At 37.5% G+C, this 14,646-nt stretch carries 14 protein-coding genes; 2 read left to right on the plus strand and 12 right to left on the minus strand.

The window, feature by feature from the left end:
- Positions 1 to 28: 28 nt before the first annotated feature.
- Both QNN06_RS17675 and QNN06_RS17680 read right to left on the minus strand, forming a co-directional pair.
- Positions 29 to 1,249 carry an ABC transporter substrate-binding protein gene (locus QNN06_RS17675; protein ID WP_284035583.1) on the minus strand — a complete coding sequence of 407 codons (1,221 nt, stop codon included), beginning with the start codon at positions 1,247 to 1,249 and terminating at the stop codon, positions 29 to 31.
- Between the two features lie 1,544 nt (positions 1,250 to 2,793).
- The gene (locus QNN06_RS17680; RefSeq protein WP_213119474.1) at positions 2,794 to 3,198 is read right to left on the minus strand and encodes an ATP-binding domain-containing protein; all 405 of its coding nucleotides are present in this window, start codon (positions 3,196 to 3,198) and stop codon (positions 2,794 to 2,796) included.
- A gap of 203 nt (positions 3,199 to 3,401) precedes the next feature.
- Here QNN06_RS17680 and QNN06_RS17685 point away from each other — a divergent pair, with 203 nt between their 5' ends.
- Positions 3,402 to 3,833, plus strand: coding sequence for a PaaI family thioesterase (locus QNN06_RS17685; RefSeq protein ID WP_213145835.1), 432 nt, complete (start codon positions 3,402 to 3,404; stop codon positions 3,831 to 3,833).
- Between the two features lie 268 nt (positions 3,834 to 4,101).
- Here QNN06_RS17685 and QNN06_RS17690 read toward each other — a convergent pair whose 3' ends face one another.
- From QNN06_RS17690 to QNN06_RS17735, 10 genes are all read right to left on the minus strand, one after another.
- Positions 4,102 to 4,851, minus strand: coding sequence for an SDR family NAD(P)-dependent oxidoreductase (locus QNN06_RS17690; protein WP_284035584.1), 750 nt, complete (start codon positions 4,849 to 4,851; stop codon positions 4,102 to 4,104).
- Between the two features lie 12 nt (positions 4,852 to 4,863).
- Positions 4,864 to 6,501, minus strand: coding sequence for an AMP-binding protein (locus QNN06_RS17695; RefSeq protein WP_284035585.1), 1,638 nt, complete (start codon positions 6,499 to 6,501; stop codon positions 4,864 to 4,866).
- A gap of 52 nt (positions 6,502 to 6,553) precedes the next feature.
- Positions 6,554 to 7,258 carry an ABC transporter ATP-binding protein gene (locus QNN06_RS17700; RefSeq protein ID WP_284037946.1) on the minus strand — a complete coding sequence of 235 codons (705 nt, stop codon included), beginning with the start codon at positions 7,256 to 7,258 and terminating at the stop codon, positions 6,554 to 6,556.
- A 4-nt stretch (positions 7,259 to 7,262) separates the two neighbouring features.
- A complete protein-coding gene (locus QNN06_RS17705) occupies positions 7,263 to 7,979 on the minus strand; it encodes an ABC transporter ATP-binding protein (RefSeq protein WP_284037947.1) in 717 nt (238 codons plus the stop codon).
- On the minus strand, positions 7,979 to 8,923 hold the full coding sequence (locus QNN06_RS17710) for a branched-chain amino acid ABC transporter permease (protein ID WP_284035586.1): 945 nt from the start codon (positions 8,921 to 8,923) through the stop codon (positions 7,979 to 7,981). Before QNN06_RS17710 ends, QNN06_RS17705 begins: the two co-directional genes overlap by 1 nt.
- Positions 8,910 to 9,794 carry a branched-chain amino acid ABC transporter permease gene (locus QNN06_RS17715; protein ID WP_284035587.1) on the minus strand — a complete coding sequence of 295 codons (885 nt, stop codon included), beginning with the start codon at positions 9,792 to 9,794 and terminating at the stop codon, positions 8,910 to 8,912. The genes QNN06_RS17710 and QNN06_RS17715 overlap by 14 nt, the downstream gene beginning before the upstream one ends.
- Before the next feature lie 72 nt (positions 9,795 to 9,866).
- On the minus strand, positions 9,867 to 11,108 hold the full coding sequence (locus QNN06_RS17720; RefSeq protein ID WP_284035588.1) for an ABC transporter substrate-binding protein: 1,242 nt from the start codon (positions 11,106 to 11,108) through the stop codon (positions 9,867 to 9,869).
- 23 nt (positions 11,109 to 11,131) lie between these two features.
- Complete coding sequence (locus tag QNN06_RS17725; RefSeq protein WP_284035589.1) at positions 11,132 to 11,890, minus strand: SDR family NAD(P)-dependent oxidoreductase; 759 nt, start codon at positions 11,888 to 11,890, stop codon at positions 11,132 to 11,134.
- A 232-nt stretch (positions 11,891 to 12,122) separates the two neighbouring features.
- Positions 12,123 to 13,460, minus strand: a complete 1,338-nt coding sequence (locus QNN06_RS17730; RefSeq protein ID WP_284035590.1) for a sigma-54 interaction domain-containing protein — start codon at positions 13,458 to 13,460, stop codon at positions 12,123 to 12,125.
- A 9-nt stretch (positions 13,461 to 13,469) separates the two neighbouring features.
- Entirely contained in the window at positions 13,470 to 13,895 is a 426-nt protein-coding gene (locus QNN06_RS17735) for a hotdog family protein (protein WP_284035591.1), read from the minus strand.
- 277 nt (positions 13,896 to 14,172) lie between these two features.
- Here QNN06_RS17735 and QNN06_RS17740 point away from each other — a divergent pair, with 277 nt between their 5' ends.
- The gene (locus QNN06_RS17740; protein ID WP_284035592.1) at positions 14,173 to 14,634 is read left to right on the plus strand and encodes a hypothetical protein; all 462 of its coding nucleotides are present in this window, start codon (positions 14,173 to 14,175) and stop codon (positions 14,632 to 14,634) included.
- The last annotated feature ends 12 nt before the right edge of the window (positions 14,635 to 14,646 follow it).

The following is a 14,646-nucleotide window of genomic DNA, read 5'->3' on the forward strand; positions in this document are numbered from 1 at the left end:
ACTAGGTGCACGACACTTATGTTAAGAACTAATCCGCTTTTTTAAAGATTTCACCGTAAGCCATGTCACCTATTTTGACCTTTAACAATTCCGCAACAGGAAATCCTTCGTGAGATTCTTTTGAAAATGCATATTTATTTACATATACAGAATCAAAATCTTTTATATCCGTTTCCAAAACCTTTTTCACCTTATCACTATCAGTTGTACCGGCTTTTTCGATGGCCCATTTCAGCAAATACACTGCATCGTATGCTTGAGCAATCATGCCTGCACTAGTATCTCGTTTGTCTTTTTCGCCATATTCAGAAACGACCTTTTGGTACATCTTCCAATATTTTGGAGCTAACTCTTCTTTGCCAGTGTCTAATGCCCAGCTACCAGCAGTAACAGTTTTCACTTTATTAGCACCAGGACCGGCCAGTTCAGTGAAATTCGGCATGTTTAAACCTGTATAGCCAATAATATCTAAATCATTAATGTAGTCAATCCGTTCAAGGGCCCTAACAATTTTTGCACCATCAGCACCCAAGGTCCAGAATAATGCCACGTCTGCTTTAGCATCCTTGATCTTCTGAGCAACAGGTGTCATGTCTGCATCATCTGCTTTATAGGTAACTTTGACTGCAGGGGTTACACCATGACTTTTCATGGCTTCTTCCATAACGGACATACCATCCGTGCCAAGTGCTGAAGTATCAGCAACCAGTGCAATTTTTTTAGCTTTTTCTTCAACGGCAATTTTCACAATAGCCTTTGCCTGTATAGCATTTGACGGCAGCAGTCTAAATGCATAAGGATTATTTGGATTAATCAGTTGGGTGCTAGTTGCTATCGGAAGTATGGAAATAATTTTGTTTTGCTGAAGAAATGCCATTGAAGCAGCGGCAGGTGTAGAGTTGGTAGGACCAACCATAAAATCCACCTTTTCTTTGTCCACCAACTCCTCCACTAAAGTTTTCGACTTAGTTGGGTCGGCTCCATCATCACGTTTAACTACTTTCACTTTCGCACCCAAGATACCACCATTTGCATTAATCTCCTTAACCGCCAAATCTACCCCCTGAGATTGCGCCACCCCAAGTGTTGCACTAGAACCAGTCATGGCTCCTATATTACCAATTACAATCTCTTTCGGTTTACCACTGGCCTCTTTAGCTGTATCATCATTTGTACTGCTACAACCAGTAAAAATTAATGACAAACTCAGAATGATCGAACTCATAGAAACAGCGCTTTTTCTTCTCATCTTTCTCCCCCATTATTAGTATTCTTATCCGGCTGAACAACATATTAATTTCCCTTGTTGCCCTCAGATCATTTTATTCCTTACATTAAAACCGATATCTTAACTGTTAAATTGTACTTAGAAAAAAAGAATAAGTTTTTCATACTATCATTATTTTCGTTTTCGGGAATTTCGAAAAGAAATGATAGGTTTATAAAATGTAAATTTAAGAGTGCCAACAATAATGAAAAATTAATGTTTTTCAATTAACCACTCTTAAGTGTATCCTTTATCCAATATCATTCAGAAATCTACTTGGTATTAAAAGATTCTTTAGGTAAATTAAGAGAAAGCTTTTTAAAGTTATAAAGCATTTTTGATAACAGCATGTGATAAATTCCCATCGATCAAAATTTTTGTCTAATGCTTCGTTGATACCAAGTCCGAAATATGTAACCCCTTACATTAAACTCAACACCTCCTTTTTGTATTCGAATAATATATAACAACTTTTATAAATTGATTTACTTATATTATCCGAACTATATTTTGCATTGTTTACCAGGTTTGTAAATATCCTTATGATATTTAACCATAAATTAGCATATTAATTACCTACAGTCAATGAGTTATCTTAAAATTTATAAAATTCAAAATTAGGTATTTAATATAAATTTACTTATATCACTCAATTTATTGGATATATAATATGTCAACTTTTTAGCAATAGGCTTAGGATTATTAAAATTGAAAGTTACTAGTAACTACGAAAAAGTATCATTTCACCTGTGTAAATATACTCTAAAGTTTTATAGCCCACGTTAGCTCGACGTTTCTTATTTCTAATTTCAAATTGGAAGATCCCACCACTCCTCGGCTCAAATTCTATCGAAATGAAGCTCAGATATTTTACAAAAATAATGATTATTTTATTAGAATTTTTTCTAAGAAAATATTCAGCAATAACAATAAGGGCCTCTATTAAGGCCCTCAGAATACCACTATATAAAACTGAGTTTTATGAATTTATGGACCTTAGATTACTCACCCATTTAACCTTTACCGGAGTTACTCCCCCTTACGTTCAAATTGATAACATAGTATTGGTTTTATGCCATACTAAAAACAGAACTACTTTTCAAGATTTAGCTTGGAGCAATATCTACCTAAATAAAACAAAACTCTCCAATTAGAGTGCATCGGAAGGTATTTTTGCATGGATTTACATATCAAGCACTATTTACGAAACTTTCCTCAAAGCCATCAATCCAAGCTTCAAAGAGTAATTCTTTTGGTTACATTCATTAAATGTCCTATCTTTTTCCTTATAAATTAGTTTCTTCGGAGTCCAAATATCAGTAAACCCATTTTCCACCGAATAATGGTATAGCTCTTTAAGTTTATTACTAGAATAAACCTTCATATCCTCTCTTCTTCTAAGTTCTGGAATAGCAATTAATGTTTCATTCCTGTCTATTACCGTTCGTATAAAACTATATAAAATCTCCAAATGTAAACACTAATATAAAAAGAAAAGCCGCCCATCATAGGCGCCTTAGTCTTCTTTATAGTATATCATCAAATTTAGATGTCGCTTTTACAAGCTGTTTCACATAGCCATCAAGCAACTCCGAAGGCTTATCTTGATAAAATCCTTTCACTTCCTGTTGGGCCCTTGTTAGAAGGACATATAATAAGCGAGCATGCAGGTCATCTTTCGGGAACGACTCTTCATTGACATTCACTAAAATAACACCATCGAATTCCATTCCCTTACTATTATACGAAGCCAAAACCGACACAAAGCCAGGCTTCACATCTTCTTCAGGATTAATATAAACAACACCTTTTCCGATTTCAGTTGTTAGATAGTCTACTAACTTTTTAGCTTTTTTCTCATCTTTATGAATGATGGCAATCCGTTTATATTTTTTCCTCCACTCCCTAATAGTTGCCTTTATCTTTAACATCAATAATTTCCTTCGTTGAGCGGTAGCTATTTCTCCTGGAATTTGAGAGTATGGAGGCTTTAACGTGTGAACTAGAAAATATATTTACTATTACAATCACAAACGAATTACCTAATTTAGCTTAATTCGGTAATGTATTCTAAGAATTCCGAAAAATATGATATGATATAAAGGGAGAAATTTTAACAATGGGGTGAATATCGGTGAACAAGCAAGAATTTATGGCACATATGGAGCAGGCTTATGATACAAGCGCCATCAAGCCGGAAAGTATATTTATGTTCAATATGTTGCAGTTTGAGTTTGATTATGATGATGAGGCGAAAACATGTACCATTACGTGTCCGGTTACTGACATTATGTATAACCCGGCTGGGATAGTGCACGGCGGCATCTTTACCTTTCTCGCTGACACTGCGATGGGTCATTTAAACTTTCGGCTGAAGGACGTACCTTATGTATCGCTAGAATTGAAGACCTCTTTTTTTAAAGCAACGAAATCCGGAAAATTGATTGCAACGTCTCGTTATAAGAAGGATGGCTATAAAATTTCATTCATGGAAGCGGACGTCCGCAATGAAGAAGGCGAGTTATTGTGCACGACCTCGGGCACATTTTATCGATACGACAAGTAACCGAGGGTGACCAGGGGGATGGCTCTCTACTTTATTTTATTATTACTTCTTCTACATAACTAGTTCAATCTACCATTTATTATTATCTTAGGCACCATCCAAATAATTGAATCAATACCAAGCAATTAATTAAAAAAGGGGGAACATTTCCCCCTTTTCATCGTTTTATGGAAATAACCCTTCATCACTCAGTTAACATAATAAAAATATCGTTTATTACGGTTCCAATGGCATCAACTGGCATTCGAACCGTGACGATAGTTTGCTCCTAATTGATCATACTTTGACCGCCGTTAATGGAAACAACTTGCCCTGTGATCCAGTCTGACCAAGACGATAATAACAAAAGAATACAGCCTGTTATATCGTCCACTTTGCCAAGACGTTTTAACGGATATTGCTTAATTATTTTTGCAAAAGTGGCTTGATCATAGGTTTGTCCCTGATCAATGAGTCCAAGGGAGACGGTATTACACTGTATATTGTTTCTGCCAACTTCTTGAGACAATGATTTGATAAAGCTTATAGTACCCCCTCTAGCAGCTGCGGAAACAATTAAATTCCGGTCCCCTGTCCTTGCTGAATCTCCAACAATATTAATAAATTTCCCGTTATTTTTATTTATCATATCTGGGATAAAGGTATAAGCTAAATGAAGAACGCCATGAAAACAAATATCCACTTCCCTCTGCCATTCACCCGGTTCATATTGGAAAAAGGGCTTAAATTGTGCCCAGCCTGCATTATTCACAATGGCATCAACGCTTCCTAGTTCCCGGCCAATGGATGCCTTCATTTCTTGAACTTCCTCTAAAGAGGATAGGTCCCCCTTTACCATAACAACTTTGACTCCATGCTGCTCTATTAATCTTTTAGTCTCGAGTGCTTCCTTTTCTGAGGTTTGATAATGAAGAGCAATATTGGCTCCCTCAGATGCTGCAGCTAATGCAATCCCGCGGCCAATTCCTTTCGCGGCACCAGTGACAAGAACGTTTTTGCTTTTAATATTAAGCTCCATTCGATTTCACTCCTATTTCTCTATAACCGATGCACCGCGTATCCTCTCTCTCAAACGGTTTTTTTGTATTTTTCCACTTGGTGTCCTTGGGAATTCATCAATAACCTCTACATGTTCCGGCCAATATTGCTTCGCCACTCCCTTCTCAGCGAAGAATTCCTGCAATGTTTTTAATGTTAATGGGTTTTTTCCTGGCTTCATACTGACGAAAGCACAAGCCTTTTCTTGCAGCCTGAGGTCAGGCATCGCAATAATCTGCGCATCAGAAATGTCAGGGTGTTCATACAAAACATTTTCAACATAGGCAACAGGAATATTTTCACCACCGCGAATAATAATATCTTTACTTCGGCCAGAAATCCGAATATATCCGTCCTCATCCATAATTGCACGGTCGCCTGTTATGAACCAGTCATCCTTAAATTCCATTCTGGTTTCTTCAATCCGTTTCAAATAGCCAACAAAATGGAATGGACCTTTGCATAAAAGATTTCCTTCCTGATATGGAGGACAAGGGTCTCCATTTTCATCAACGATTTTCACTTCCATACCTGGAAAAGGAATACCTTCTGAACCTACAAGCTTTTCCTCAGAATCATCTAGTTTTGTTACAGTAACCAGAGCATTTTCCGTTTGACCCCATCCTGCTAAAATAGTGAACGGTAATCTTTCTCTAGCATCTTTTACCAACGCTCTCGGAATTGGAGCACCAAAAGCGCCATAAATTTGAAGTGAGGTAAGATCATAGTTCTCAATTCCTTCCAATGAAAGGATATCTTTCAGGAATGGAGTGGCACCTGCCGTTTGACTAATCTTTTCCTTTTCTACTAATTCAATAAATTCTCTCGGATCCCAAATGTCTTGATAAATACCAGTGCCGCCAATGTGAGTTGGTACTCGGACACCATATATAAATCCTGTCTGATGGGCGAAGGTTGACCCCATATGCACCACATCGTCTTCATTTAAACCTAATCTGTTAATCCACGATTCCGCTGCAATACAAAGGGTGTTGTGTGTATGCATAACTCCTTTGGGATCCCCAGTTGTTCCTGAAGTAAAAACAATTTGGGTCAAGTCATTTGGATCGTGAATAATTTCATCTAACAGTGCCGGATCCTTCCGTTCTTCCCAGGGCACTTCAAGTAAGGAAGAAAATGACTTCATACCGGTCGGAACCTGTTCTCCAATTACATATACATGCTCCAATGCTGGCCATTTATGTTCAAGTCGATTAATCATATCAGGATAGTTGAAATTTCGGAATTGATCTGGAACCACAATCATCTTTGATTCTACAAGCCCCACCATATAACCAATCTCCCGATCACGGTAAATTGGAATCAACGGATTAATGATGGCCCCAATTCTTGTTATTGCATAATGCAGAATAACGAATTCATTCCAGTTTGGCAATTGAACAGAGATGACATCCCCCTTGCCCAAACCTAAGTCCATCAGACCCAATGCTACCCGATCAACCAATTTCCCTAATTCCTTGTAGGTATACCGGCTCTTTTTATCAATAATGGCAACCTTGTTTGGATACTTTTCAATTGCATCATTTAAGTAATCCAAAATGGTATGGTTGGGCCAGTAAGACTGGTAACGCTCAATGTATTCTTGAGTAAGCACTGTTTCGAATCCCAAATTTACCAACCTCCTATAAATCTTCTAAAATCTCTATTATTTTTACACCTGGCTAAATACCTAAATAGGCCATTTTTACTCTTTCATTTTGTAACAACTGGCTTGAGTTTCCAGAAAGCTCTATCAAACCGTTTTGTAGGACATATCCAAACTCCGAGATAGTTAAGGCGATGTGAGCATCCTGTTCAACAAGTAAAACACTCACACCGGTTTGGTTGATATTTTTGATAATTTCAGAGATTTTCTGAACGACGATCGGTGCAAGACCTATCGAAGGTTCATCTAGTATAAGGAGCTTTGGTTGTGACATCAACGCACGTCCAATCGCTACCATTTGCTGTTGTCCACCACTCAGTCTTCCTGCTTCCTGGATTAACTTAGGTTTAAGATCTGGAAAATACGAAAGGACCTTTTCAAAAGTTTCTTGAATTTGATTTTTATTCTTTTGTAAATAAGCACCAAGCTCAAGGTTTTCCTTAACAGTCATCTCTGGGAATAATCGCCTGCCTTCAGGTACCAGAGCAATCCCTTTTTTGACAATTTCCGATGCCTTTAAGTGGGATATTTTTTCATTACAAAAAATCACATCACCACTGTTAGGCTTCTTTAATCCCGTTATGGCTTTTAAAATGGAGGTTTTACCGGCACCATTCGCCCCGATTAACGTTGTAATACTGTCTTGTGTGACATGTAAATCAACACCCTTAACCGCCTCTGCTTTTTCATAATTGATACAGAGGCCCTGTACTTGTAAAATACTGTTAGCTTCCTCCAAGGTATGCTCTAACGACTTCTGCATTCTGACGAACCTCCTCTGGAGTACCCTCGGCAATTTTTTCTCCATAACTAAGCACAACAATACGGTCACAAAGCTCCATTACTGCTTTCATGTTGTGTTCCACAATAACAATGGTAATGTTTTTCTCAGTATTTAATTTTTTCAGAACCTCTACTGCTTCCTTAATCTCTACTATGTTCATTCCTGTTAAAGGCTCATCTAATAGCAATAGCTTTGGCTTTGTTGCAAGCGCCACTGCAATTCCCAGCATTCTTTGCGTTCCATGTGGTAAATTCTTAGTAAGCTCATCTTTAACATGAATTAAATTTAGAAACGTTAATATTTCCTCAATTAATGTTCCCTTTTCTATTTCACTCATTTTTTTGAGGACAGTGCCCATATAAACATTTTCATAAACTGTCATTTCATCAAATAAGACATTATGCTGAAATGTCCGAACCATTTGCCTTTTGTTTAAATATTCTGGATTTTTATTCGTTACATTCTCCCCATTAAAGTAAATTTTTCCGGAGGATAAGTTGTAAAAGCCTGAGATTAAATTAAACGTCGTACTTTTTCCGGCTCCATTTGGTCCGATTAATCCTAAAATGTCGCCGCTATTTACATGGAAGGAAACATCATTTACTGCTGCAATACCGCCAAAAATCCGAGTAACTTTCTCCGCTTTTAATAAGGGCATCAAGCTTTAGCCTCCTTCTGGCGATCTACTTTTGCTTTTTTAGCTCTTTGCAGGTTAGGCGACCTTAATGTTCCTACCAGGCCATTAGGCAAAAACAACATGGCTAGAATAATCGCCAGACCGTAAGCAAGTGTTTCAAACGAACCAAACCCTCTAATATACTCAGTTACAAAGGTTAATAAAATAACACCAACAATTGGTCCAACAAAGTTGTTTCTTCCTCCAATAATCACAAAACTAAGAATAATAATGGATAAATGGAAGGAGAAGTCCTGTGGACTAATAACCGTATTAAAATGTGCAAATATAGACCCGCTCATCCCTGCTATAAAAGAGGAAATGACTAAAGCAAGGACCTTGTATTTCATACTGTTGATTCCAATAGATCTGGATAAATCATCTGAATTTCGAATGGCTATTAAAATTTTTCCAAAGTTTGCTTTTTCAAGCCTGTACAGTGCATATAATAGAAGAAGTGTGAGAATGGCGATAAAGCCATAGTACTTTTCCATAGGAAACGGTATACCGGCAATCCCATTGACTCCTCCTAACACATCGGTCCAGACGTTTTGGAAAAATAACCGTACCATTTCGGCAAAGGCAAAACTTAGCAACAGAAAATATGCCCCTTTCACCCGAAAAGCAATGGACCCAAAAACCATACTGATCAACGCGGCAATCAGACCACTTAAAAGGAGCGCTCCAACAAAAGGAACTCCAAATTGCATGGTTAAGGCAGCAGATACATACGCTCCTATTCCGAAAAAACTGGCATGAGCAAGATTAATCTCACCAACCAGCATCGTAAATCTGAAACTGACTGCCAATACGGCATAGACACAAAGTATAGAGAACAGATGGGCATAATAAGGGTCAACTATTATAAATCCAATGGCTGCAACTACCAACGAAAACACGATCCATTTAAGATTATTTGCTGACATTGCCCATCAGTCCTTGTGGTCGGATTAAAAGCATTACCATCACTAAAATAAACGACAAAGTAGTTGCAAATGCTAAATTAAAATAAAAAGTTCCAAAACTCTCGATTACTCCTAGGATAAATCCGGCAAGGATACAGCCCGGAATACTTCCCATACCGCCTAAAATAATGATGATGAAAGCTTTCATCAGGTAAGCTCCTCCAATATACGGGTCTACAATAGATGCGGGTGACACCAATACACCTGCAGATGCCGCTAAAATAACCCCAACCACAAACCCCCATCTGGTAATAGATTTGTAGTTTATCCCTTGCAGCTCCGCCGCCTCTTTATCTTGGGAAATAGCTCTCATTGCCTTCCCGAATTTTGTTTGCTTAATAATCAGGGCCATTCCAACGGTAAAGAGCAGGGCCAAAATAAAAATGGCTATTCTTTCATTTGAGATGACACCGCCAAATAATGTATTCGTCCCTTTAAAAATGGAAGTGATGTTTTTCGGGTTTGCAGAAAAAAGGATTAGGTATAGGACTTGAAGTACCATTGACAGACCTAAAGAAATAATTAGACCTGAAACCATATCACCATGAAAACGTGAAAAAATAGTCATTTCTATAAAATAGCCAACCATACCGACAATTACGATGGAACAAATAAAGGCTATTAAATAGGCTAAATAGATATTTATTTCTGTTAAAATTCCCCACTGGTCGATAAACAAATAGGTTAAAAACGCACCCGCCGTATAAAACTCGCCATGGGCAAAGTTGACAATTTTCATCACGCCAAAAACCAATGTTAGACCCAACGCAAAAATCACGTAAATGGCTCCTGTTTGTAAAGAGTTAACGATCAATTGAATAATAGAATCCACAGTGCATTCACCTCTTCTCCAGGATAATGTTCTAAGAGCAGGATGAATGTTTCATTCACCCCTGCTCCTAACTTATTTAATCCCTTTTTCCTCTAATTCTTTAGGGATCATTCTTTTTACTTCCACCGGAGTTCCAGCTTGTATTTGGGTAATGGTGATTGGAAGAAGCATTTGCTGGGCTATTCCATAAGTTTCCTTATAACCAAATGCAGTTGGCCCGTAAGAACTTTCTACTTTAACCTCCTGTAAAGCCTTGATTAACTTATCCGGGTCTAGAGATTTGGTCTTGTCAATAGCAGCTTTAAGTGACATCATTCCATCATAAGGCTGCATGGAGATCGCGTTTAGTGTTTGATTTAGATCTTTTTTGGCTTTTTTTGCAAGGTCCTTCTGAACAGTAGTTGCAATTTCGCTGCTAAAATCTGGTGCTAGCCCTAAATAGACGTCATTCGCAGCATCTCCTGCTGCATCAATTAGTTGGTCAGCACTTGTACCTGCACCAATAATTTTGACACCATTCCACCCTTGTTCTGACAACGCCTTCAAAATTAGACCAGCGTCTCCCGGCGGTGTTGCCCCTAAATCAATAATATCCGGTTTTTTTGCTAAAACTTTTGTTACAATTTGTGAAAATTCTGTTGTTCCTCTTTCGTAATAGTCCTCCACTACGATATCAATCCCTTTACTCTTCCAAACTTTAACAGACACGGCTGAAGTATCTGTTCCAGTTGCATCATTTGGGTTGATAACGGCTACTTTTTTTAGCTTATTGTCTTTATCAAGAATATAATTTGCAATCGGTTCGATAACCTCACGCGGTGTATTTAAAGTAGTGAAAGTGTATGGGAATTTTTCCCCTTTAATATCAGGTGTCCATGCAGAAGTAAAATGAATGACTTTTGCTTTCTCCGTTAATGCATGTAATGCAAGGGTTGGTGCACTTCCAACCGAGCCTACAATAAATTTCACTTTATCTTTATTAATAAGAGTTTGTGCAACTTGCCCACCTGTTGTTGCGTTATATTTATTATCATAGGCAATGACCTCAAAGGTATATTTCTTACCGTCAGCTGTTACGCCGCCTTGTTCATTGATTTTGTTGGCTGCTTGTTTTGCGGCCCATTCAGCAGTGATTCCCCAGTTGGCAGCTGCCCCCGATAATGGGACACTAAGTCCTACTTTAATAACATTCTTTGATTTCCCTGAGGTTTCTTTAGTAGATGAAGACTGGCTTCCACAAGCCGCAAGCATTAGTAGAAGAGAAATTAGAAACAGACTAAATAATTTTTTCTTTACAGGTTGTAAAACACCCATTTAAATCACCTCTCCCTTTTCACTTATAGATGCGGCCATATTCCACCCGAAACGGGAAGGATATGGCCGGTTATATAACTCGACTCATCACTTGCTAAAAACAAGGCTGCATTTCCAATATCAGTTGGTTTTCCTAATCTACCCAATAAGGTTTGATTGCGGTACTCTTCAAGTGTTTCATGATCCATTCGTTCAAGGACAGAAGTTTGAATTAACCCCGGGGCAATGCAATTGACATTAATAGTTGGGGATAATTCTTTTGCGGCTGTTTTTGTAAAGGACGCTACGCCTGCTTTTGCTGCACCATAATCTGAATAGCCTTTTTCACCTTCAAAATGAATGGTGGAAATATTGATGATTTTCCCATACCCGTTTTGAATCATGATTGGCGCCACTAATTTTGTGCAGTTAAATGTCCCCTTTAAATTCAACTCCATTGTTTGGTCCCATCGCTCGTCATCAATTTCGAAAATTGACTTTTCAAGTGTCGAATCCCGAATACCTCCGACAACATTTACCAAAATATCAATGTTACCGAATATGGAGCTCACTTCCTCTATCACTTCTCTCATTTCATTAATTGCTAGCACGTTAGCTCTGATAGCAAAAACATGTTTAGGATCCATGTATTCTTGTAATTTTTCTTTCGTCTGATTCAGTCTTCTCTCAGAAATATCTGTAATAGCAATTTTGGCGCCCTCTTCCGCAAAACGTAAAGCAATGGCCTGCCCCATTGGACCTCCAGCTCCGGTTACAAATGCAATTTTATTTTCTAACCTCATTGATCCTCACCCTTTTTTATGAAAGAATTACTCATTCTTCAACCCCCCTTTGACCTATTAATATATGCAAGTCTCATGCCATCTTTTTTTGATGAAAACACTGGATTTTGTTGCATACTTTTGCAATTTTGCAAATTTTTTAACAAAAATGAGAAACATATTTGCGAATAATAGAGTTCTAAAAAAAAAACACACAATTCTTTGTGTGTCATAAATAAAACAATGGGTATGGTTATTTAAGATCATATTTAGCCATTTTACGATATAGGCTCGCCAAATGAATTTTTAACTTTTGAGCTGCTAAGGTTCGATCACCGTTGGATTCCTTTAATGCCCGCTGGATGGCTGAAATCTCCGCTTTTCTAACTTCCGCCTCCAAGCTATGTAAGCTTTCATTTTCTTGAATTTGCATATTTTGTTCCGGTATTTCCGTATATGCAGAAAAATTTAAGCAGTCTAAAGTTAAAGCATTCCCCTCAACAATATTCATGCCGCGTTCAATAAAGGCTTTTAGTTCCCTAACATTTCCGGGCCAGTCGTTAGTTATCAGCCACTCCTGCAGATCAGGTGCAATATACACTACTTCACGATTAAATTTTTCATTAAAATACTTAATCAAATGGAGAGCAATTGGTATAATGTCCTCTCTTCTTTGCCTTAAAGAGGGAATTTTCAATTCGAATACAAATAACCGGTAAAACAAATCCTGCCGGAATTTCCCCTCTTGAACTAGTGATTTTAAATCCCGATTTGTCGCCGCAATAATTCGAATATCCACATTTTTGCTGATAGTTCCTCCTAGCCGCTCTACTTCTCTCTCCTGTAAAACGCGCAAAAGCTTTCCTTGGGCATGATAAGTAAGTTCTGAAATTTCATCTAAGAAAAGTGTACCATTTTGTGCTAATTCTATTTTTCCAGGCTTTCCTTCTTTTTTTGCACCGCTAAAAGCCCCTGCTTCATACCCAAACACTTCAGACTCAAATAATTCATTAGGAATAGCTGCGCAGTTCACAGCAACAAATGGATGATTCCCCCTTAAAGACAGTCCATGTATTGCTTGCGCAAACAGCTCCTTCCCTGTGCCACTTTCTCCTGTTAATAGAACGGTTGAGTTACTCGTTGCAATTCTTGCTGCCAACTCTTTAATTTGAATCATTAACGAACTTTCACCGATAATATCATCAAAGCTGTATCTGTTACTTTTATTCATTTTTTTCATGATTTTTGGCTTTTCAGCCGCTTTTAAAAAAGAATCTATTTCATGAGGGTCTACTTCCCCAGTTTTAACAAGGGCTGAGTAAATAAAATTGCGTCCTTCTTTATGGATTCGAATAAGGCATGGGGTTCCTTTAATTACACCAGAAATGACTGGTTTCTTTGGATCTTTTTGAGGTGATTTTTTGAAAGTATTTTCAATTATGTAGTGAATCCGCGCACCTACTAATTCTGATTCCACAAGAGAGAAATGCCTGCAAAATTCAGGACTTGCCCTAAGGACTATCCCATTTTCATCCACAATCATCATTCCCAAATTACCTGTGTGAAGATTCTTTTCCATAATATACTCCATATTCATCCCCTAAGAACCTTGATTTGATAGAACAAGTAATACTACCTGCCCTTTTACCACTTCAGTTCCTGTCTGATTATAGCAGGTTACCTTTTGAGTAACCCAATTCCGTGATAGATTAATATCAATAATCTCTAACTCTGCCATGACCTCATCTCCAGCATGAACAGGGTGAATAAACACCAATTCCTTTTGAAGCAGTATACAAGGACTACCTGGAAGTTTTTGGCTAATTACCTGGGTGATGAGTCCTTCTGTTAATAGACCCGGGACAATCGGTTTTCTATAAAAATTCTCCCAGCCCTTTTCATTTGCCTGATAAATTGGACTTATATCGTTTGTTAATTCAATACAAAGCTTCACATCTGTGTCCGTAAATATCCTTTTACTCCTAGCTATTTGCCCTATAAATAACTGATCAATTGTCAGAGCCATCTCCTCATTCCTTTTAGAGTTAAAAATATTTAGAATATTTAGTTCTTATATTCAAATATACAGATTATCAAAATATTAAGCAATAATATGTTAACTATACAAATTAATAGAGTCAGTCCCCCATCGCTTTAAAGCAGAAGGCAGAGGTAGTTTCCCCCATTACAAACTTATTTTAGAACCTTACCAACATGTTGGGCTTCCCCGGTGAATGCCAAAATTATAGTCAATTTTAATTGCAACGATATTTATGTTAAGTTCGTCTCATTTTATAGGGGGGATGTATTTGAAAAGAATAATAAATTTATTTTTCGTTTTTCTAATGAGTTTTACTTTTCTTGTTAATACAACTTATGCAGATTGGGCATATGCATTTGTTGTCTATAATGGGAACATTTATATTATTTCAGATTCGAAGGTTGAACCAAAACAAATTGGCAAGAAAATAGGCGAGGTCACTAAGTACTCTGACAATGAAGGTACTTATAGCGGGAACTTTTCGAATAAGTTTCCTAAAGGTACTGAGTACTACGAAATTAAAGATGTAACAACAAAAGAGGCAATCGCCATTAAAGATAGCAGAGATTCATTTATTAAAGCTAAATATGACGGCAAATATGCTAGCAGTGGGGACTACGACCACAGGAATTATATTATAAAAAATACATTAGTCTATTTTGGTATAGGATTAGTTTTGTTATTCGGAATCATTTATTCATTCAATAAAAGAAGAAGAAAATAATACGACGAAAAG

This window comes from Neobacillus sp. 114, assembly GCF_030127045.1.
Classification (GTDB): domain Bacteria; phylum Bacillota; class Bacilli; order Bacillales; family Cytobacillaceae; genus Neobacillus; species Neobacillus rhizophilus.

Coding starts and splice junctions, on each gene's coding strand:
- QNN06_RS17710 (WP_284035586.1), bottom strand. CDS start 8,923: ATGTCAGCAAATAATCTTAAATGGATCGTGTTTTCGTTGGTAGTTGCA.
- QNN06_RS17720 (WP_284035588.1), bottom strand. CDS start 11,108: ATGGGTGTTTTACAACCTGTAAAGAAAAAATTATTTAGTCTGTTTCTA.
- QNN06_RS17725 (WP_284035589.1), bottom strand. CDS start 11,890: ATGAGGTTAGAAAATAAAATTGCATTTGTAACCGGAGCTGGAGGTCCA.
- QNN06_RS17680 (WP_213119474.1), bottom strand. CDS start 3,198: ATGTTAAAGATAAAGGCAACTATTAGGGAGTGGAGGAAAAAATATAAA.
- QNN06_RS17740 (WP_284035592.1), top strand. CDS start 14,173: ATGTATTTGAAAAGAATAATAAATTTATTTTTCGTTTTTCTAATGAGT.
- QNN06_RS17705 (WP_284037947.1), bottom strand. CDS start 7,979: ATGCCCTTATTAAAAGCGGAGAAAGTTACTCGGATTTTTGGCGGTATT.
- QNN06_RS17675 (WP_284035583.1), bottom strand. CDS start 1,249: ATGAGAAGAAAAAGCGCTGTTTCTATGAGTTCGATCATTCTGAGTTTG.
- QNN06_RS17735 (WP_284035591.1), bottom strand. CDS start 13,895: ATGGCTCTGACAATTGATCAGTTATTTATAGGGCAAATAGCTAGGAGT.
- QNN06_RS17690 (WP_284035584.1), bottom strand. CDS start 4,851: ATGGAGCTTAATATTAAAAGCAAAAACGTTCTTGTCACTGGTGCCGCG.
- QNN06_RS17730 (WP_284035590.1), bottom strand. CDS start 13,460: ATGGAGTATATTATGGAAAAGAATCTTCACACAGGTAATTTGGGAATG.